The organism is Roseateles sp. L2-2, from assembly GCF_050613215.1.
Lineage (GTDB): Bacteria > Pseudomonadota > Gammaproteobacteria > Burkholderiales > Burkholderiaceae_C > Roseateles > Roseateles noduli.
Genome location: NZ_CP192509.1, coordinates 3,187,696 through 3,207,222, shown reverse-complemented (window position 1 = coordinate 3,207,222; position 19,527 = coordinate 3,187,696). Strand labels below are relative to the sequence as shown.

General features: G+C 67.0%; 19 protein-coding genes. 14 read left to right on the top strand and 5 right to left on the bottom strand.

Features of this window, described 5'->3' with window-relative positions; translation table 11 throughout:
• Nucleotides 1–20: 20 nt before the first annotated feature.
• Entirely contained in the window at nt 21–1,436 is a 1,416-nt protein-coding gene (locus tag ACQZ13_RS14415) for an MFS transporter (protein WP_431053014.1), read from the bottom strand.
• A gap of 155 nt (nt 1,437–1,591) precedes the next feature.
• On the opposite strand from ACQZ13_RS14415, the gene ACQZ13_RS14410 reads away from it, so the two are divergent.
• From ACQZ13_RS14410 to tagF, 6 genes are all read left to right on the top strand, one after another.
• On the top strand, nt 1,592–3,160 hold the full coding sequence (locus ACQZ13_RS14410; RefSeq protein ID WP_431053012.1) for a methyl-accepting chemotaxis protein: 1,569 nt from the start codon (nt 1,592–1,594) through the stop codon (nt 3,158–3,160).
• A gap of 155 nt (nt 3,161–3,315) precedes the next feature.
• Entirely contained in the window at nt 3,316–3,783 is a 468-nt protein-coding gene (tssJ, locus tag ACQZ13_RS14405; RefSeq protein ID WP_431053010.1) for a type VI secretion system lipoprotein TssJ, read from the top strand.
• Complete coding sequence (tssK, locus tag ACQZ13_RS14400; RefSeq protein WP_431053008.1) at nt 3,780–5,114, top strand: type VI secretion system baseplate subunit TssK; 1,335 nt, start codon at nt 3,780–3,782, stop codon at nt 5,112–5,114. The genes tssJ and tssK overlap by 4 nt, the downstream gene beginning before the upstream one ends.
• A 77-nt stretch (nt 5,115–5,191) precedes the next feature.
• Entirely contained in the window at nt 5,192–6,514 is a 1,323-nt protein-coding gene (locus ACQZ13_RS14395) for a DotU family type VI secretion system protein (RefSeq protein WP_431053006.1), read from the top strand.
• The gene (gene tssM / locus ACQZ13_RS14390; protein WP_431053004.1) at nt 6,511–10,089 is read left to right on the top strand and encodes a type VI secretion system membrane subunit TssM; all 3,579 of its coding nucleotides are present in this window, start codon (nt 6,511–6,513) and stop codon (nt 10,087–10,089) included. The genes ACQZ13_RS14395 and tssM overlap by 4 nt, the downstream gene beginning before the upstream one ends.
• Nucleotides 10,090–10,111: 22 nt before the next feature.
• Nucleotides 10,112–10,822, top strand: a complete 711-nt coding sequence (gene tagF, locus ACQZ13_RS14385) for a type VI secretion system-associated protein TagF (RefSeq protein ID WP_431053002.1) — start codon at nt 10,112–10,114, stop codon at nt 10,820–10,822.
• A 40-nt stretch (nt 10,823–10,862) separates the two neighbouring features.
• Here the strand turns inward: tagF and ACQZ13_RS14380 are convergent, their stop codons facing one another.
• The 3 genes from ACQZ13_RS14380 to ACQZ13_RS14370 are packed head-to-tail and all read right to left on the bottom strand — an operon-like array spanning nt 10,863 to nt 13,544.
• Nucleotides 10,863–12,257 carry a hypothetical protein gene (locus ACQZ13_RS14380; RefSeq protein ID WP_431053000.1) on the bottom strand — a complete coding sequence of 465 codons (1,395 nt, stop codon included), beginning with the start codon at nt 12,255–12,257 and terminating at the stop codon, nt 10,863–10,865.
• A 29-nt stretch (nt 12,258–12,286) separates the two neighbouring features.
• The gene (locus tag ACQZ13_RS14375; RefSeq protein WP_431052998.1) at nt 12,287–12,748 is read right to left on the bottom strand and encodes a hypothetical protein; all 462 of its coding nucleotides are present in this window, start codon (nt 12,746–12,748) and stop codon (nt 12,287–12,289) included.
• Between the two features lie 46 nt (nt 12,749–12,794).
• On the bottom strand, nt 12,795–13,544 hold the full coding sequence (locus ACQZ13_RS14370) for a hypothetical protein (RefSeq protein ID WP_431052996.1): 750 nt from the start codon (nt 13,542–13,544) through the stop codon (nt 12,795–12,797).
• A 174-nt stretch (nt 13,545–13,718) separates the two neighbouring features.
• On the opposite strand from ACQZ13_RS14370, the gene ACQZ13_RS14365 reads away from it, so the two are divergent.
• From ACQZ13_RS14365 to ACQZ13_RS14355, 3 genes are all read left to right on the top strand, one after another.
• The gene (locus ACQZ13_RS14365; protein WP_431052994.1) at nt 13,719–15,230 is read left to right on the top strand and encodes a HAMP domain-containing methyl-accepting chemotaxis protein; all 1,512 of its coding nucleotides are present in this window, start codon (nt 13,719–13,721) and stop codon (nt 15,228–15,230) included.
• A gap of 131 nt (nt 15,231–15,361) precedes the next feature.
• On the top strand, nt 15,362–15,769 hold the full coding sequence (locus ACQZ13_RS14360) for a hypothetical protein (protein ID WP_431052992.1): 408 nt from the start codon (nt 15,362–15,364) through the stop codon (nt 15,767–15,769).
• Between the two features lie 10 nt (nt 15,770–15,779).
• Entirely contained in the window at nt 15,780–16,172 is a 393-nt protein-coding gene (locus tag ACQZ13_RS14355) for a DUF4279 domain-containing protein (RefSeq protein WP_431052990.1), read from the top strand.
• A 2-nt stretch (nt 16,173–16,174) separates the two neighbouring features.
• Here the strand turns inward: ACQZ13_RS14355 and ACQZ13_RS14350 are convergent, their stop codons facing one another.
• Nucleotides 16,175–16,345: a hypothetical protein gene (locus ACQZ13_RS14350; RefSeq protein WP_431052988.1), complete on the bottom strand. Its 171-nt coding sequence runs from the start codon at nt 16,343–16,345 to the stop codon at nt 16,175–16,177.
• A gap of 245 nt (nt 16,346–16,590) precedes the next feature.
• On the opposite strand from ACQZ13_RS14350, the gene ACQZ13_RS14345 reads away from it, so the two are divergent.
• From ACQZ13_RS14345 to ACQZ13_RS14325, 5 genes are all read left to right on the top strand, one after another.
• Nucleotides 16,591–17,175, top strand: a complete 585-nt coding sequence (locus ACQZ13_RS14345) for a hypothetical protein (protein ID WP_431052986.1) — start codon at nt 16,591–16,593, stop codon at nt 17,173–17,175.
• Nucleotides 17,176–17,844 carry a hypothetical protein gene (locus tag ACQZ13_RS14340; protein WP_431052984.1) on the top strand — a complete coding sequence of 223 codons (669 nt, stop codon included), beginning with the start codon at nt 17,176–17,178 and terminating at the stop codon, nt 17,842–17,844.
• A gap of 158 nt (nt 17,845–18,002) precedes the next feature.
• Nucleotides 18,003–18,305, top strand: a complete 303-nt coding sequence (locus tag ACQZ13_RS14335; protein WP_431052982.1) for a hypothetical protein — start codon at nt 18,003–18,005, stop codon at nt 18,303–18,305.
• On the top strand, nt 18,302–18,925 hold the full coding sequence (locus tag ACQZ13_RS14330; protein WP_431052980.1) for a hypothetical protein: 624 nt from the start codon (nt 18,302–18,304) through the stop codon (nt 18,923–18,925). The genes ACQZ13_RS14335 and ACQZ13_RS14330 overlap by 4 nt, the downstream gene beginning before the upstream one ends.
• A gap of 239 nt (nt 18,926–19,164) precedes the next feature.
• Nucleotides 19,165–19,443 (top strand): hypothetical protein, encoded by a 279-nt coding sequence (locus tag ACQZ13_RS14325; RefSeq protein ID WP_431052978.1) that lies wholly within the window; start codon nt 19,165–19,167, stop codon nt 19,441–19,443.
• The last annotated feature ends 84 nt before the right edge of the window (nt 19,444–19,527 follow it).

The window sequence follows — 19,527 nt, the reverse complement described above, 5'->3', positions numbered from 1 at the left end:
GACAAGCGCGTCATCTTCGGTCAGTGTCCCGCGGGGTGTCCTCCGCCGCCGTGCGCGTTGTCAGCGTCCGCCGCCACCGGGAACGGCGCCAGCCACGCCAGCACGATCGGCGGGATGGAGAACACCAGCACCCAGCCGAAGAAGCTCGCGTAATGCTGGCCCACGCCCGCGTACAGCCAGCCGCTGACGCTGCCCGTGGCCCACTTGGTCAGCGCCATGACGCCGGTGGCCATCGCGTAGTGGGTCATCTTGAAGGGCCCCGGGGCGATCTGCTGCATCATGTACAGCATGTGCCCGACCGAGCCCATGCCGAAGCCGAACTTCTCGATCGCGACCACCGCGCCAATCCACCAGAGGTCCGTCGGCAACGCGTGGCTGAGGTAGTAGTAGGTCAGGTGCGGCAGGTTGAGCGCGACCGCCAGCAGCAGGAACGAGCGCCGCAGCGTCATCTTCGACGCGATGAATCCGCCCAGGAACGCCCCCGCGATGAACGCGATCGTGCCGGCGCTGCCGTAGATGTGGCCCAGCGCCGCGTTGTCCAGCCCCAGCCCGCCCGCCGAACGCGGATCGAGCAGGAACAGCGGCCCGAACTTCTCGATGAAGCCCTCGCCGAAGCGGTAGAAGAACACCACCGCCAGCATCATCCAGATCGACGGCTTCTGGAACAGCGTGATCCAGGATTCCCGCAGCGACACCATCGCGCTGGACAAGTCCTGACCCTGCACCGCCGACGGCGCGCCGGGCGGCAGCACACGCAGGTGCCACAGCCCGAAGCCGCCCATCATCGCGGCCGCGCCCAGCATCACCGCCATCCAGCACTGCACCCAGGTCCAGCCCAGCGAGCCGTGCAGCCAGCCGGTCAGCGACACCAGCAGCCCCGACGCCACCACCGCGCCCAGGTTCCAGCACATGCCCTGCACGCCGGCGTAGCGCGCCTGCTCGCGCGGACTCATCGTCGTCATGAACACGCCGTCGGCCACGATGTCCTGCGTCGCCGAAGCGAAGCCGGTGATCCAGAAGAACGCCAGCGACGCGCGGAAGAAGCCGTCCAGCGGCAGGCAGAACGCGACGGCGCCGATCGACGCCATCATCAGGAACTGCATCGCGATCACCCACCAGCGCTTGGTCCGGTACGGCTCCAGCAGCGGCGACCACAGCGGCTTGAGCACCCACGGCAGGTACATCTGCGAGGTGTAGAGGGCGATGTCCTCGTTGGACACGCCCAGGTTCTTGTAGAGGATGGCCGCCACCAGCCCGACCAGCACGTTCGGCAGGCCCATGGCCAGGTAGACGGACGGCACCCAGGTCAGCGGGTGACGGGCGTGGGCCGCCGCTGGCTCGCCGCCCGACGCCGCGCCCGACGCCGCACCCGCCGGCGAATCTCCGGCTTGCGCAGGCGCGCCGCCACCGGCGACCTGGGACAGATCTGCACTCATCAACTTGTCTCCTCTTATGGGACCGAAGCATAGATCACGTTGACAACGTTGTCATATCCGGGCAATTGCGGAGTACCCCTTCCCGGACAGGTTTCTGAAGGCTGCCGGGCGCAACCTGCGTACACCTCTCGTAACACCCGGCCTCCCCTCCGGTCATGACCATGTCCCTCCTGCGCAATTTCCGCATCGGTAAACGCCTGGCACTGGCCTTCGCCGCCGTGCTGGTGCTGCTGTGCTTCATCGCGGCGTTCGGCATCCAGCAGATGCGCCGCATCAACGACAACGTCCAGGACCTGAACACCAACTGGCTGCCCAGCGTCGCCAAGCTGGCCGACATGCAGGACGCCGCCAACGAGACGCGCCGCCTGTCGCTGCGCGGCGCCCTGGAGGCCGACGACGCCGCCCGCGCCAAGCTGATCCAGCAGCATGACGCCTCGATCCAGGCCTTCGACAAGGCTGCGCGCGAGTACGAACCGTCCATCACCGGCGACAAGGAACGCGAGCTCTACGCCAGGATCCGCGACAGCTGGAAGGCCTACCTCGACGCCGACGCCGAACTGCAACGCGCCGTGGCCGGCGGCGAGGCGCAGCATGAGACCGCCCGCAAGCTGGCCGGCGGGACCTCGTCCGCCTCCTTCAGCGCGCTGGCCAAGGCGGTCGACAACGACGTGGCCTTCAACCGCGACGGCGGCGACCAGGCGGCCAAGGACGCCGCCGCCTCCTACGCCAGCGGCCTGCGCGTCACCCTCGCAGCCGTGGCCGTCGCGCTGGCCATCGGCATCGCCCTGGCGCTGCAGGTGACGCGCTCCATCACCACCCCGATCGCCCAGGCCGTCCGCGCCACGGAAGACGTCGCCGCCGGCGACCTCACCGTCCAGATCCACGCCGAGGGCCGTGACGAGCCCGCCGACCTCCTGCGCGCCATGGGTCGCATGGTCGAGCAACTGGGCCGCCTCGTCGGCCAGGTGCGTGACAGCAGCGAGAGCATCGCCAACGGTTCCAAGGAGATCGCCCAGGGCAACGCCGACCTGAGTTCCCGCACCGAGACCCAGGCCAGCAGCCTGCAGCAGACCGCCGCGTCCATGGAGGAGCTCACCAGCTCCGTGGCCCAGAACGCCCAGTCCGCGGGCCAGGCCAGCCGCATGGCCGCCGACGCGTCCGGCGCCGCCGGCGAAGGCGGCCAGGCCGTCAGCGCCCTGGTCGAGACCATGCAGGGCATCAGCGACGCCTCGCGCCGCATCGGCGACATCATCGGCACCATCGACGGCATCGCCTTCCAGACCAACATCCTGGCGTTGAACGCCGCCGTCGAAGCGGCCCGGGCCGGCGAACAGGGTCGCGGCTTCGCGGTCGTGGCGTCCGAGGTGCGGGCGCTGGCGCAGCGTTCGGCGGCGGCGGCCAAGGAGATCAAGGATCTGATCCAGGCCAGCACCCAGCGTGTGGACACCGGCGCCCGCCAGGCGCAGAGCGCCGGCGAGGTGATGCAGCGGGTGGTGGCGCAGGTCAGCCAGGTCGACACCCTGATCCGGGAGATCTCCGCTGCCACGCACGAGCAGAACGGCGGCATCCAGCAGGTCGGCGACGCCGTCACCCACCTGGACCAGGTCACCCAGCAGAACGCGGCCCTGGTCGAGGAAAGTGCCGCCGCCGCCGAGAGCCTCAACAGCCAGGCGCAGCAACTGGCGAAGCTGGTCAGCCAGTTCCGGGTCGGCGTCGCCGCCTGACGATTACCTAAGTCACCACCCCGACCGTCCCCCGCTGGCTATCCTTTCTTCCGGTCAAGAAGGACAACCAGATGCTCACGCCGCGTTCGGGACACCAAAACCCCCTTTCCCTCACTCGCAGGGCCGCTGTTGCGGCCCCGTTGGCTTTGGGGGCGTTGATCGCCCTGGGTGCCCTGGGGGGATGCTCCTCCCTGGACAAGATCAATCCCTTCTCCAGCTCGGACAAGCCCACCGAGGTGACCAAGGGCAGCATCCAGGCCTCGGCCCAGGTGAACCCGAGCGTCACCAAGCGGCCGTCGCCGCTGCTGGTGCGGGTGTATGAGCTGAAATCGGACGTCGGCTTCAATGCCGCCGACTTCGTCAGCCTGTACCAGAAGGACCAGGCCGAGCTGGGCACCGAGCTCGTCTCCCGCGAGGAGATGACGCTGCAGCCCGGCGAGGCGCGTCCGTGGTCCAAGAAGATCCTGTCGCCCGAGACGCGCTTCGTCGCCGTCTTCGCCGCCTACCGCGACCTGGAGCGTGCGCGCTGGCGCGCGGTGGTGCCGGTGGTCGTCGGCCGCAAGCAGGAGATCCTGATCCAGGCCGACGAACTGGCGGTCAGCGCGACGGTCAGGCTGCCGTGAGCTGGCACAGCAAGGTCATCTGGTCGCAGGGCATGTTCCTGCTGCCGCACCATTTTCAGCAGGAAACCCGCTACCTCGAACACCTGGTGGACAGCCGCGCCCGCGCGCTGGCGCCGCACGGCTGGGGTTTCACCGAGCTGGTGCTGGACGAGGCGCTGCTGAGCGTCGGCCGGCTGGGCATCGTGCGCGCCAGCGGCGTGCTGCCCGACGGCACCCCGTTCCAGATCCCGCAGGCGGACGCCGCGATGGCGCCGCTGGAAGTGCCGGCGGACCTCAAGGGCGACATGATCGTCCTGGCCGCGCCGATCGCCCGTCCTGGTACGGACCAGGTCGCGTTCAACGGCCATGACGCCGGTGAACTGCATCGTTATCACGTCGTCGACCAGGACCTGCGCGACCAGACCAGCGCCGGCGACGAGCCCGAGCCGGTCCAGACCGGCTCGCTGACCTTGCGCCTGCTGCCCGCCCGCGAGTTGAACGACGCCTACGCCGCGCTCGGCGTGGCCCGGGTCGCCGAACGCCGCGCCGACCAGCAGCTGGTGCTGGACCGCAGCTACATCCCGCCTCAGACCCGCATCGACGCCAGCGGCCACCTGTCCGCCATGGCCTCGCTGCTGCACGGCTTGGTGCGCCAGCGCGCGCAGTTGCTGTCGTCTCGCATGGGACAGCTCGGCAACGGCGTGTCCGAACTCGCCGACTTCCTGATGCTGCAGGCGCTCAACCGCGCCGACCCGCTGTTCCGTCAGCATGCGGCCTCCCCGCACGTGCATCCGGAAACGCTGCACCGCGACTGCCTGCAACTGGCCGGCGACATGGCCACCTTCGTCAGCGACACCCGGCTGGCGTCCGAATTCCCGCTGTACCGCCACGACGACCTGCGCGGCAGTTTCGCCCCGCTGCTGGAGGAACTGCGCCGCATGCTCAGCGTCGTGCTGGAGCGCAACGCGCTGCAGATCGACCTCACCGAGCGCACCCACGGCGTGCGCACCGCCATCGTCCCGGACGCCGACCTGCTGCGCAGCGCCAGCTTCGTCATCGCGGTCAACGCGCAGGTGGCCGCCGAACAGCTGCGCCAGCGCTTCCCCGCGCAATCCAAGCTGGGCCCGGTGGACCGCATCCGCGACCTGGTCAACCTGCAGCTGCCGGGCATCAGCATGCGCGCGCTGCCGGTGGCGCCGCGCCAGCTGCCGTTCCACGCGGGCTTCCATTATTTCGAGCTGGACCGCGGCGGCGACCTCTGGAAGCAGCTCGAGCGCAGCGGCAGCCTCGCGCTGCACGTGGCCGGCGATTTCCCCGGGCTGGAACTGGAGCTCTGGGCCATCCGTCAGTGATCGCCGTCCGCGGCGACACCGGGCCCCTGCCCCACGCATCCACCGATCCAAGACACCAGTAACCTCCGGGAGCCGGCATGGACCCCTCCGCGCTCAACGATCCGTTCGCAGGCTTCGACGATCAGCGCACTTTCATCAAGCCCCGTCCGGGCGGCGCCCAGTCGCCGCGCGGCGCCACGCCGTCGCCCGACTCCGTGCAGCCCGACGCCGCCCCGCCGGCCGCCGGGCTCAACCCGCTGCTGACGCTGGCCAATCCGCTGCTGCTGCTGGTGCCGCAACTGCGCGCCACGCGTCGCGTCGACGACGTCGCCGTGCTGCGCAACAACCTCGCGCAAGGCATCCGCGACTTCGCGGCCCGCGCCGCCGCCGCCGGCATCCCGCCGGAGCGCGTCATGGCCACGCGCTACGTGCTCTGCACGATGATCGACGAGGCCTGCGCCGACACCCCTTGGGGCGGCTCCGGCGTCTGGGCGCGGCACAGCCTGCTGTCGATGTTCCACAACGAGACCTGGGGCGGCGAGAAGGTCTTCCAGCTGATGGCCCGTCTGGCCGAGAAGCCCGAAGCCAACCGCGACCTGCTCGAACTGATCTACGCCGCGCTGACGCTGGGCTTCGCCGGCCGCTACCGCGTGATCGACAACGGCCCGGCGCAGCTGGAAGCCGTGCGCGACCGCCTCGCGCAGATCCTGAAGCAGCAGCGCGGCGACTATCCCGCCGCGCTCGCCCAGCATTGGCAGGTCGAGGCCATCACCCAGCGCCGCCACATCGGCTGGCTGCCGCTGGCCGCGACCGCCGCGCTGACCGCGCTGCTGCTGGTCGGCGTGTACCTGACGCTGACGCTGTCGCTGGCGGAACGCTCCGACCCGGTCTTCGGCCAGATCCAGGGCCTGCGCCTGTCGCCGCCCGTGGTCGCGCCGCCGCCGCCGCCGGCCAAGCCGCGTCTGGCGCAGTTCCTCCAGTCGGACATCAAGGCCAACCTGGTCACCGTGCGCGACGAAGTGGACCGCAGCGTCGTGATCATCCGCGGCGACGGCCTGTTCGCGCCGGCCAGCGCGACGATCGTGCCGGAGCGCGAAGCGCTCATGGGTCGCATCGCCGATGCGCTGACGCAGGTCCAGGGCACCGTGCTGGTGACCGGGCACAGCGACAACACGCCGATCCGCACGGCGCGCTTCCCGTCCAACTGGCACCTGTCCGAAGAGCGCGCGAACACCGTGCGCGAACTGCTGATCGCGCGCCGCGTCGCGCCCGAGCGCATCCGCGCCGAGGGCCGCGCCGAGGCCGAGCCGGTCGCCCCCAACGACACCCCGGCCAACCGCGCGCTGAACCGGCGCGTCGAAGTCAGTCTGATGGTCAACGGCCGCGCGCCTGAAGCGCCGGCGCGCGGAGCTTCCCGATGAAACGCGTCCTGGGATGGATTTTCAACCGCTGGGTGCTCCTGGCGGTGCTGGTGCTGGCCGTCGCGCTGCTGATCTGGATCGTCGGTCCGCTGGTGGCCGTCGGCGAAGCCCGGCCGCTGGACACCGAACGCTCGCGCTGGATCACGATCGGCGTGCTGGTCCTGATCGTCGCGGCGTGCATCGCCTGGAGCCGCTGGCGCGCCAAGCGCGGCAACAGCCAAGTCGTCAACCAGTTGCTGCAGCAGCCCGCCGCGGACACGCCCGAGCGCGAGACCGCCGACATGCTGGCCGTGCGCGAGCGCTTCCGCCAGGCCCTGCAGATGCTGCAGCGCTCGCGCTTCGGCGCCGAGGGCTCGGCCGGTTTCGGCGCGAAGCTGCGCTCGCGCTTCGGCGGGCGTTATCTCTACGAGCTGCCCTGGTACCTGATCATCGGCGCGCCCGGTTCGGGCAAGACCACGGCGCTGCGCCACAGCGGCCTGAACTTCCCGCTGGCCGACCAGATGGGCGACCACGCCATCCGCGGCGTCGGCGGCACGCGCCATTGCGACTGGTGGTTCACCGACCGCGCCGTGCTGATCGACACTGCCGGCCGCTTCACCACGCAGGACAGCGATCCCACCAACGACAAGGCGACCTGGAGCGGCTTCCTGCAGATGCTGCGCCGCTCGCGCCCGCGCCAGCCGATCAACGGCGCGCTGGTGACTGTGTCGGTGACCGACCTGCTGGCGCGCAGCCCGTCGGAGCGCGCCCAGCATGCCGCGACCGTGCGCGCCCGCGTGCAGGAGCTGCAGAAGGACCTGGACATCCGCTTCCCGGTCTACCTGCTGGTCACCAAGGCCGACCTGCTGTCGGGCTTCATGGACTACTTCGCCACGGTCGACAAGGACCAGCGCGCGGCACCCTGGGGCTTCACCTTCCCGCGCAGCAGCACGTCGCCGCTGGCGGGCTACGGCGCGGAGTTCGATGCTCTCGAGCAGCGCCTGCAGAACGGCCTGATCGACCGCCTCCAGGCCGAGCGCGACCCGCAGCGCCGCGCCCGCATCTACGGCTTCCCGGCGCAGTTCGCCAGCCTGCGCGCGCTGCTGGCCGAGTTCGCCGAGGGCGTCTTCGCGCCCTCCCCCTACGAAGCCCAGCCGCAGCTGCGCGGCGTCTACTTCGTCAGCGGCACGCAGGAGGGCACGCCGATCGACCGCGTGCTCGGCTCGGTGGCGCGCAGCTACCAGATCGAGAACGCGGTGCAGGCGCCCAACCAGGCCAGCGGCCGCAGCTACTTCCTGAACCGGCTGCTCAACGAGGTCGTCTTCGCCGAAGCCGGCCTGGGCGGCACGCACCGCGGCTACGAACGCCGCCGCAACGCGCTGGCGCTGGCCGGCTATGCGGTGGTGGCGGTCGCCGGCATCGGCCTGCTCACGGCCTGGACCGTCAGCTACTTCAACAACAAGAAGTACCTCGAGGACACCTCGGCGCGCGCGGACCAGGTCCGCGAGCTGCTGCAGGCCACGCCCAACCGCGCCAGCGCCGACCTGCTGCCGATCCTGCCCGCGCTGCAGGCCACGCGCGCGCTGGCGGCGGTGGATGAGAGCGTGCCGTGGTCGATGCGCATGGGCCTGTTCCAGGGCAGGAAGCTCGACAGCGCCGCGCGCGCGGCCTACCAGCGCATGCTGGGCGACGCCGTGCTGCCGCGGCTGGTGCTGCGCATCGAGGAACAGCTGCGCCAGGGCGCGGCCACGCCGGTCACGCTGTACGAGGCCCTCAAGGCCTACGTGATGCTGCACGACCCGCAGCACTTCGATGCCCCGGCGCTGAAGCAGCACATCGAAGGCGACTGGGAGACCACGCGCCGCGAGCTCACGCCCGACCAGCGCGCGGCGCTGGGCGCGCACCTGGACGCGCTGCTGTCGCAGGGCGGCATCGCCTCGCCGCTACCGGAGGACGCCTCGCTGCTGACGGCGGTGCGCACGCAGCTCGCGACGCAGCCGCTGCCGCAGCGCATCTACAACCGGCTGCGCGCGCAGGGTCTGGGCAGCGAGTACCCCGACTTCACCGTCGCGCGCGCCGGCGGCCACAACGCGCCGCTGCTGTTCACGCGGACCAACGGCGCACCGCTGACGCAGGGCGTGCCGGGCTTCTTCACCCGCGACGCCTACCTGCGCGGCTTCCAGCCGCGGGTCGGCCAGGTCGCGGACGAACTGGCCGCCGAAGAGCCCTGGGTGCTGGGCGTCGCCGCCGCGCCTAAGAATCCGCAGGACCTCGTGCGCGCCAACGCGCCGCTGGTCGACGACGTGCGCCGGCTCTACCTGAACGACTACGCGGCCTCGTGGGAGTCCTTCCTCAACAGCGTGAAGCTCCTGCCGATGGCCACGGTGCCGCAGTCGGTGGAGCGCTCGCGCATGCTGTCCGCGCCGGACAGCCCGCTGGGACCGTTCCTGCGGGCGGCCTCGCGCGAGACCACGCTCGCGCAGCCCGGCAACGCGATCGAGAACGCCGAGCGCCGCGCCGCGGACCTGGTCCAGCAGACGCGCGAGAAGGTGGCGGGCATGTTCTCCGGCAAGCCCGGACAACCGAACGCGGCCGACCCGAACGCGCCGCGCATCGAGAACATCGTCGACGAACGCTTCGTCGGCCTGCGGAGCATGGTCACGGCCCCGGCCGGCGGCGGCAAGTCGCCGCTGGACGAGACCGTCGGCCTGATCGCCGAGGCCAACATCATGCTGACGGCGGCCGATTCCGCGCTCAAGGGCGGCAGCGCGCCGCCGCCCTCGCCGGTGCCCACGCGACTGAAGGCCGCCGCCGCGCAGAGCCCCGAGCCGCTGCGCACCATGCTCGACGATCTGGGCAGCAGCAGCGCGCGCGTGTCGCAGGGCGCGATGCGCCAGAACCTCGGCATGGAGGTGCGCTCGCAGGTCGGCGAGTTCTGCAACCAGGCCGTGGCCGGACGCTATCCGCTGGACCGCAACTCCTCGCGCGACGCGACGCAGGCGGACTTCGCCATGCTGTTCGGCCCGGGCGGCAAGATCGACCAGCTCTTCCAGCAGAAGCTCGCGCCTTACGTCGACACGACCACGCGGCCGTGGAAGTTCCGCGCGGTCGAGGGCACGCCGCTGGGCGGCGACAGCGGCACGCTGCCGCAGTTCCAGCGCGCGCAGGCGATCAAGGAGACCTTCTTCCCCGGCAGCGCCACGCCGTCGCTGCGGCTGGACTTCAAGCCCATCGAGATGGACACCACCATCCAGCAATTCATCCTGGACGTGGACGGCCAGATCGTGCGCTACAGCCACGGTCCGCAGATCCCGACCTCGGTGCAATGGCCGGGACCGCGTGGCAGTTCGCAGGTCCGGGTGCAACTGAGTCCGGTCAGCGCGAGCGGCTCGTCGGGTCTGGTCAACGACGGTCCGTGGGCGCTGTTCCGGCTCTTCGACCGCGTCAAGATCGAGAAGACCTCCGCGCCCGAACGCTTCAAGGCCACCTTCGAGATCGAAGGCCGCAAGGCAGTCTTCGAGGTCACCGCCAGCAGCGTGCGCAATCCGTTCCGGCTGTCGGAGCTCAACGAGTTCCGCTGCCCGGGCGGCCTGTGAACCGCATCAGGAGAATCCGACCATGAGCGCGCTGCCCGAAGCTTTGAACACCGCCGGCGACGCCGTGCCCGGCTGGTACGGCAAGGTCGCCGCGCTGGGCGATTTCGCCCAGCGCCGGCTGCCCCAGCATTGCGTGCAGCATTGCGATGCGTGGCTGTCCGGGATGATGCAGGACCTGCCGAAGACGCTCGGTCCGCGCTGGCTGGACACCTACCTGACCGCGCCGGTGCTGCGCTTCGCGTGGGCGCCGGGCGTCGTCGACATGAAGTGGTGGTTCGGCGTGCTGATGGCCAGCTGCGACAACGTCGGGCGCTACTTCCCGCTGGTGATCGCGCAACCGCGCACGCAGCCGCCGGTGGACCGCGCCGGGCTGGATCATCTCGACCGCTGGTACACGGTGCTCGCCAACGCGGCGATGCGCACGCTGGACGACACGGCGACGGTGAATTCGCTGGAAGCGGCGCTGGCCGCCGCCCCGCCCTGGCCGCCCAGCCACGCGGCGACGCTGCCCGCGCCCGAGAACGCGGTGCAATGGGTCAGCTACACCGCGCCGGCGAGCCTGCTCACGGCGGCGGTGCCGATGCTGGCGGCCGGCGAGCTGCTGGAGCGCCTGGCCGGCTGCACGGTGTGGTCGCCCAACCCCGAGCCCGGCGAGCAGGTCCACATGCGCTGGGGACCGGGGCTGCCGTACGTCGAGGCCTTCGCGGCGCTGCTGACGAAGAAGGCGGCCTGATCGCCCATGGGGTCAGGCGTTGCCAGAGTGACCGCCGACCTCACTTGCCGTCCACGGCGGGACCCGGAAGTTCGAGGAACGGCACGCCAAAACGCAGGCTCAAGTTGACCGCGTTGCGAGCCTTCCCGTCGCTGTAGCCCTGTTCGCGCAGACCCGCGAACTGCAGCCAGTACTCCGACTCTTCCGTCGAGAACGGCAGTCGGAGTTCCGCACCGATCGATAAGGTGCGTAGACGTTCCTTCTGCACGTCGCCGAGACGCACGCGCCTGAATCCGTAGTCGGCGAAGAAGTGTCTCGTCGCCTGTCCTGCCTTCAGACGCAAGGTGGCCTCCTTGCTGTCCTGCCGGACCAGCTTGGCGGCATCGTCCGGGTCCTTGGCCCGATCGTCGAGGCGGCGACTGTAGAAGCCTTGCAACAGCACGCGCCAGCCTCCGGCGGTGTCCTCCCCGTTCTTCCCCGCAAAGTCGTAGGAACCCGCCAGCCACAGGGACTTGCCCGCGCCTTTCGCATCGGTCAACTTGGCGGTGCTGGAGTACCACGACTGGCCGAAGCCTGCATAGAGAGACGGCTGGGCCCATAAAGGGTTCGTTTTCCCGATCTCGTCGTAGCAGACGCCGAGATCTGCCGGCTGCGGTGTCAGCGACATCTCGACGGGAACATCCGGCGCCAGCTGCCGCCTGACGCAGCTGGCCAGACTGCGGTAGTACAAGCCCGGATCTGCCTGATCCACCAGCCCGATGCGGACGCCCCAGGCGGCGCGCGAGGCGCCGCTGTCGTCGGGCTTCGTCGCTGCGACGGACACCGTGGTCCGCGCGAGGACGCGCGTCCCGTAGTTGGAGGTCAGGAAATCGCGGTTGCCTTCGCCGTCGCGGGGACCGTAAAGCGTGCCGCCGCGCAGATGGTCCCGGAAGAACAGCGACATCGGGTTGAAGTCCATCGCGACCCCGTTGGTCACCTTGCCGTCGGGCGAGAGGCCTTGAGCAAGCGACGCCGCGAATTCCCTGAGGACACCGGGCCTCTGGGCCTTGTCCGACGACAGACCCAGGATCGCCAGACCTGGACTGGCCGGCACCGAGAGATCCGCCTTCATCCTTGAAGTCGCGGTGGAAAACGCGTCCACGTCGGTCGCCACCGCTGCTGCGGTCGCCGCCTTCTTGGCGCCGCCCGACTTCCCGCCGTCGCTGGCGGCCTCCATCGTGGATGCAATCGGACCGGACGCCGCAGCTGCCGCAGCGACCGCCGTCGCCTTGGTAACCGACGTTGCCGTGTCCGACGGCGCCAGCACCAGACCCAACCGGACCAGTTGCTCCTGGCTCATGAGCAATCGGCACTCCGATGGCTGCCCGGAGGCTCTGCAGACCACGGGAATCTGCATCGTTTCCTGCGGCACCCATCCCTGCGGCACGGCCACCTGCCCCGCGGCGGCCAGCGGCACCGAGCCGAGGATCAGGACGGGGCCGCGCCTCACAGGACCGCCTCGTGATCCAGGGACGTCGGCGCAGGCACAAGGGCCAGCTTGCTGCCGTCGAACTGGATGTCGTCGTTGCTCTTCTTGTCCGGGATGACCGCATCGAAACGTCCGGACTCCAAGGTCCGGCCGCTGGTGTCGGACAGGCGCGAGGCCACCGTGTAATCCGCCAGATTGGCACCGCTGCGGACTGCGGTCACGCCCCACTTCACATGCGAGAGCCCGGGGCCGGCAACGAAGCTCCAGCGCACCCGTCCTCCGTTCTCCGTGGTGAGCGGCTCGCCAAACTCGTGACTCCCTACCCCCTGCGTCACCTTGCCGTTCGCGTCCACGACGATCACCTGCACGCGGGCGATCGGGCCTCCAGTGACGTCCACGGTCAGCGAGACGACCTCGCCTTCCGAAACGCTGATCGGGCGGAATGCAATGCGCTTGTCCTGTCCTGGCTTGATGGGCATGAGCATCTCCTTCAAGAAATGTGAGTGGGGGGGTGGGGCGCGCCGCCTACAACGCGGCGTTCGTAGGCAGATCCGCCAGCCTGGGACGCTCGTCGAGCGTCTCGTCCGGCGGGTCGTCCGGCGAGTCGGTCGCCTCGTCATCGACGGCGGCGACGGCCTTCATGGCCGATTCGGACGACTTCGCCGCGAAGTAGTAGCTGACCACCGAGGTCATCAGCGTGCCGACCAGGGTCAGCAACTGCTTGGCGAAGTCGGACGCGGCGACACCGGCCGGGGCATCGACGACCAGGTCGAACCGATAGCCGCCGGGACAGTCCGTGGCGCTCGCGGCGCAGGCCACAGGCGTGACCGAGCGGACGTGGATGAGCGGGTCTTTCAGGAAGGCTGCCTTCTGCGCCTCCATCACGCCGGACACCGTTCTCCCGCCGTCGAGGGTTTGATAGAGCATCACGGCGATCAGCGCGAAGAGGACGATCAAAGCAAGCGCCACGGTCGCGCGGATCGAACCGGAAGGCAGCCCCAAGGCCTCCGCCGGATTGGCCAAGCCCAATCGCGAGAAGAGCGCAGACACGAGCGCCAGCGAGCCGAGCAGGATCACGATGCCGAAGATGGCAAGCAGCGGGAGCCCGACCGACGGCCTGTTGGCCAGATACGAGAGACCGAACACCAGCGCCGCGCCGGGCAGCACAATCAGCACCAGAGCCAGTCCCGGCGCCATGCCGAAAGGCGAAGCCGGCGAACTGGCCTGTGTGCGGGTACGCGGGCGGATACGAACGGTGGCGCGACGTGTCTTCATGGGACCTCCGACTGACGATGCGACGAAGTATGGAAAGCGGAGATGGCGGCGCCAACCACAGGATTGATGACGTCCATCGACGCGACTTGAGGGCATCGACCGCCGCGATCGCTGGGGCTTGCGAGCGCGCGCAGGGCGACTTGTGCGACATTGCGTCCCAGGGAGAACAAGCACATGAAGACTTTCGGACGCAGCCTCGCGCTGGGATTCCTGCTGGCCGCGCTCGTGCTGTGCGGCGTGGGCGCGGTCGCGATGCGCAGCGCCTACCTCATGGAAGCGGCGGCCGACGGCGTGACGCAGAGCCACCAGGGTCTGCGCATCCTGGCCGAGCTGCTGAACGACGTGGCCGAGGCGGAAGCGGCGCAGCGCGGCTTCATGCTGACCAAGGACACGGTCTACCTGACGGCGCTGGACAAGTCGACGGCCGAGATCAACGCCGAGATGGCGGAGATCCGCGTCACGCCGGCGTGGCGGTCGCGGACCGTGGACATGGACAACACGGAGAAGGACATCGCGGCGCTGCTCACGCTGTTCCGCGAGCGCATCGCCGACCGCCAGACGATGACGCTGGAAGAGGTCACCCGCTCGCCCAAGGTCAACCAGGTCCGCCAGCGGATGGAACGCCTGCGCGAGCGTTTCAACACGATGGAGAACGACGAGGTCGAGCACCTGGTGGCGCGGTCGGCCGAGATGGGCCAGACCACGCGGCTGGTCAAGGCCATCGGGCTGGGCGGCACGGCGCTGGGCCTGCTGATCGTGGTCGTCACCGGCCTGGTGCTGCAGCGGCTGCTGATGCAGATGGTGGGCGCGTCCGCGGTGGACGTGGCCGCCCGGGCGCGCGAGCTGGAGGCGTCCTCGCTCAAGCAGGCCGGCGCGACAAAACAGACCTCCTCCGCCGCCATCGAGCTCACCGCGACGATGCACGAGGTGCAGGCGGCGGCCAACCAGATCGCGCAGCGCTCGACCGAGGTCGAGGAGATGGCCTCGGCCAGCACCCGAGCGGCGCATTCGGGCAGCCAGGCGATGGCCCGTGCGCGCGAGGCCACCGTGGGACTGAGCCAGCAGATCGACATGGTCGTCACCCAGATGACGACGCTGGGCAAGGAGGTCCAGGGCGCCGCGACGGTGCTCGGCGCCATCGAGGAACTGGCCGAGCGCACCAACATCCTGGCGATCAACGCCACGATCGAGGCCTACGGCGCGGGCGACGCCGGCGAGCGTTTCCGCGTCGTGGCCGACGAGATCCGTCGCCTGGCCGAGAAGGTGCGCGCGGATGCGGTGGACATCCGGCGTCAGCTCGACTCGATCCGCAACGTCTCCAACGCCACCATCATGTCGACCGAAGCGGGTGTGAAGGCGGTGGCGGCGAACTCCTCGCTGTTCTCGGAAGCGGAGGCGATGTTCGCGCTGATCTCGGAGCGCGTCGCCGCGTCCGACATCGCGAGCAAGGAGATCAAGATGGCCACGCACCAGCAGTCCAGCGCGGGACGGCAGCTGGAGATCGCGCTCACGGACGTGGGCCGCGCGTCAGCGGACGCGGAACAGGTCGCGCAGAGCAACCTGGAGACGGCCGCGGCGCTGTCGAAGACTGCGCAGCGCTTGAGCGCGTTCGTGGCGTCGCCGACGCGGTGGCCTGCGGCAAGACCTGGCCCCGCGGGCGCCACGAAACGCGCGCCGGGCACTTGATGCACAGGCGAGGCCGCGCCGCGCTGCATTGAGGCTCAGGGCGGCGTACGCCGCTTCATCTCTTCATCGCACCAGATCCGCAAATCAACATGAGTTGTGTGATTCTTATTCTGGACAAGAAACTGAAGTCCATGCAATTTGAAGATTGCCCGAACTTCTTTGCTGACGACACGGGACATCAATACTCAAGAGTTTGCGAGGATGATGACAATGGATTCTATGATTGGCTGAGAAGTCCCGAAGAAAATGTCATCGGCGTACGATGGTTTCCCTATGAAGGTGCAGTCTTAAGGGACAGACGCCTTGCGTATCTGAAAGAGCTTGGCTATTTAGATGTCGAAAGGGACCATCTGGAAACCTCGATATTCTTTTCAGAATCGCGCGAGATCGACAAACCAAAATCCTGCGATCAAGATTTTTGCAACAATAACGTGTTCATCTCTGACCACGGCGTGTGTGCAATATCGTTTTCAACTGCCAATCTGAGTGAGGAGCAGAAGCGCTCTCTGCCAATACCTGATGAGCTACGACGCCGCTGAGTGCCCATAAATGGAATACAGCATTCGCATACTCGTCCGCCATCCGACGTTGTCGATCGATGAGATTTCAAGGTATCTGAATACCGAACCGACCTACTCCCGGACTTCCGATCAAACAAGCGATTCTCAAACAGCCTGGTCAGTCGTCAGTTGGACGGAGGGGAACCGCCGTTTCTTCACCGAGGTGGACGAGGTCATTGATTGGCTGGAACGCCGACCGGAGTTCATCAGTGCCGTCCGGCACGGTGGCGGGAAGGTCTGTGTGATCGCGCAACTCTCGGGGAAAGAGAATATTGGCGACGAGCTCAGCCCGAACACGATGGCGCGGGCCGCAGCCATCGGCGTCAGCATTGGGGTTGAGGTCTTCCCGAATATGACGAAGCCGCGCGAAACGCGGCGCTAAGCTCAAAGCGGCATGCGCCGCGTCGACTCGTCCTCTTCTTCCGCTTCCAGCGGGATCGGACCCGAGTCCACTGCCGCGGTGCCGTCCTCGCCGGTCGGCGTCTGCGCAGTCGCCGCCAGCATCGTCTTGACCACCCTCCGCGCGAGCGCGAACGGCGGAGGCGGGCAAAACATCGCCCCGCGTTTGAAGGTGCTTTCTGTCGTCGCGAACACCCCAAGGAGTGAGCGCGATGGCTGTCGAGGGTTTCCACGAGCGAGGTTCGGAAACTCCGTGTTCTAGCATCGGCGCCGCCGGCTTCGAACCGCGAGATAACGCGGCGTCCGGCCAGACAACAACCAGAAGATTGAGTTCCAGCAGGGAGGAACCTCGGGACATGCCAGACCGGCGGCCGCACGCGCGGTCCGGGGAGTAGGCGCGTGTGTCGAAGGTGGCCACACCCAGCGGGAGCTCGGGAGTGTTTGCCTTGAAGAACCACACGCAAGTTTCCGGATCGGAACTCCTTGGCCGCGCGACATTGCGCGGTGCGCGATGGGCGTCACGCCTTGGCTTGATCGTCCTGACCGCAGTGACGCTGGGCGCGCACGCCCAGTCCGGTGCAACGCTTGAAGAAGCGATGGCCAACGAGCGCGCGAAGCGCGTCAAACCCAGCTCGGGCCTGTCGACACGCTCCGCCATTTCGACCTCAGTGGCGGGCGATCCCGGTGAAGGCGGACCGACCAGCTTCGACCCGGCGAACTACTTCGAGAACGGCAAGCTCATCCGCGCCCCCAAGGCGCTGTCGATGCTGGGCCCCGACCTCTTCGGCGACCGCGTCAACCTCTATCGCGGCACGCTTGAGTTCGTGCAGACGGACGTCAATCTCGATGGCAACAACGCCCTGCCCGTCGCCGTCACGCGTCGGTTGTCCACGGGCAGTCGCGGCAACTATGGGCAAGGCCTGTTCAGCGAGTGGGAACTGGAGATTCCCCACATGCAGGGAACCTTCCACGGCAACCTGGGCTGAGTGAAGCAGCTCTCGCCGGGCGTCAACAGCAACCTGCGCTGCACCAACTTCGGCGCGCCGCCGGATACGCCGTCGCAACCACTCGCTCCCGGCTGGCGGGCCAAGGAGTACTGGCAAGGCAACTTCATCAACATCCCCGGCGCCGGGCAACAGGAGGTGCTGCGCCGTGATTCCGCAGTCAACACGAATGTTCCCGACGATGGCCAGGCCACGCCTCTGGTCACCACAGGGCTGTGGGCGATCCGCTGCCTTGGGTCGCTGGCAAGCACAGGCTCTGCGACGCCGGTCAAGGACCAGGGCGAAGGTTTCCTCGCCATCTCGCCCGATGGCACGCGCTACCGCTTCGATTGGCTGGTCTCGCGTACCGCTGGAGGCATGAGCAAGCAGGCCAGCATCGCCGGCGCGCATGTGTCGATGGAGCGCGTCGACGTGCGCATCTTCCCGACGCTGATCACCGATCGTTTCGGAAACACGGTCAGCTACACCTTCGACACCACCGACAAGTGGAAGCTGCTGAGCATCCAGAGCAGCGACGGCCGCTCCCTGTCCTTCACCTATGAGCCAGGAAGCCGGCGCATCAAGACGGTGTCCGACCGCTGCGCTATACGGATCCTGATGGGCTCAAATGTTCCGGGACTGGAGGCGACGCCAAATGTACGGTCGATCTGATTGACGGCAAGGCAATTGACAGGGCGAAGCTCACTGGGGCTCAGAAGACGCAGATCGGAAAAATTGAAGCTGCGCTCACCGCCGCATATAAAGGAGCACTGGCCAATTCGGATACGACATTCAGCCTGCAGCAAGATGCGGCCGGGCACGAGGGCGAGGTGACGGGTAAAGAGATCGCTGGAATTCTGAAGGAGTCGACCGTCGATCTGCAGTCAAAGGGTGGCAGTGATGGACGAATAGCAGAGGCCGGATTCTCTTCAGGTCAGCCCGGAATTAATTTCTTCTCAAAGAATATTGACAAAAACTCAAATCAAAGTCTTAGAGAGGCAGCGGCGCATGAACCAATTCATTTGGCGCGGGAATTCAAATTCATGCCATTTCGCACAGGAGATGGGCACAACAAATGGTTCGACCCTGCGGTGAAGGAATTGATTAAAAATACCGACAAGGCAAAGAAATGAGTCAAAAAGCAAAGGCGATTGTCGCTCACCCATGTGCAGCGTGCGCATTAACAATATTCGCCGCACTTTTCTCCGCCGGGGCTGAGGCAAAGTATATGTACAATTACGTTTGCCCAAGATTTGCCGGCGGCCTGTTCATGGGAGAAGGTGCAATTTCGCTACAGCTATTTGATGAACATCCCGGAATTGGAAGAATATCGGGACGCAGGCACGTGGTGCTTGATCGATTCGAATATTCCGAGTGCCAAGAGGACAGATTTTTTTGCATCTCAGGTGACGAATCGAAATTCCTTCTGGATGTTCCAATTGCGGCCCCAAAGATAATTTATACAGAATATAAATATGAATACTCTGGACTAACGTTGGAGGCCACGCCGGTGGAGCGTGAGCGCTATAAGAATCGAAGGGCGGTTCAGTTGCTGGTGCAGCGTTCCGGCGACCAAGGTGGGAGCTGGTACAGCCTCACCATTGTCGAGGGAGTAGGGGTAGTAGATTTCTACATTCCTAGGGCGCGGGCAACGAGGGCTTCTACAGGCGATCCAATTGAAGTGAAAGACCTCACATGTTACTTGGATTCAAATAAGGGAATCTTCTCCAAAGTGGTTATTCAAGTCAAATAGGCGAAGGCACGAGGGAACGACTCAATTCAAGCGCCACAGCCCGCTCAAAAGAAACCAAGCCTCGAAAATAACGAATCGATTTAGGCAATTGATCGCAAATCAATAGACGACTGGCATGAATTGTGTGATTCCAATTCTTGATCAAGAATTAAGAACCGTTCAATCAGACAAATATCCAGATTTTTTGTTGATGCCACAACGCTGCATCGCACGTTCACATTCAAAGCACCGGAACGCGAATGGCCTTATACACGTTCATCATGGACTACGATGGCGGCACGTACATCAGCCAGATAAGAGCAACATCACACCTCGCAGCGATGCGAAAGTGGGCTCGCACCAGAACGCCTGGGGAAATCTCCGGCATGGGCGTCAAAGGATTTGAAGAACTTGCGAACGCGATGGACGCAACCGACGCGGCAAACTTCAATGGAGCGATAGTCAATACCTGGTGTACGAGCGCACTCGTTCGAGGGAAGCTGGCCCTCATCAACTTCGTGAAAACGCACGAGGCGTGACCGGGGCGGTCACGAGTATGAAGAGGCCGAGTTGCAGCCGCGCGAGACGTGGCAACCGGCTGTCATGTTGGCTTGCGCTGCGGC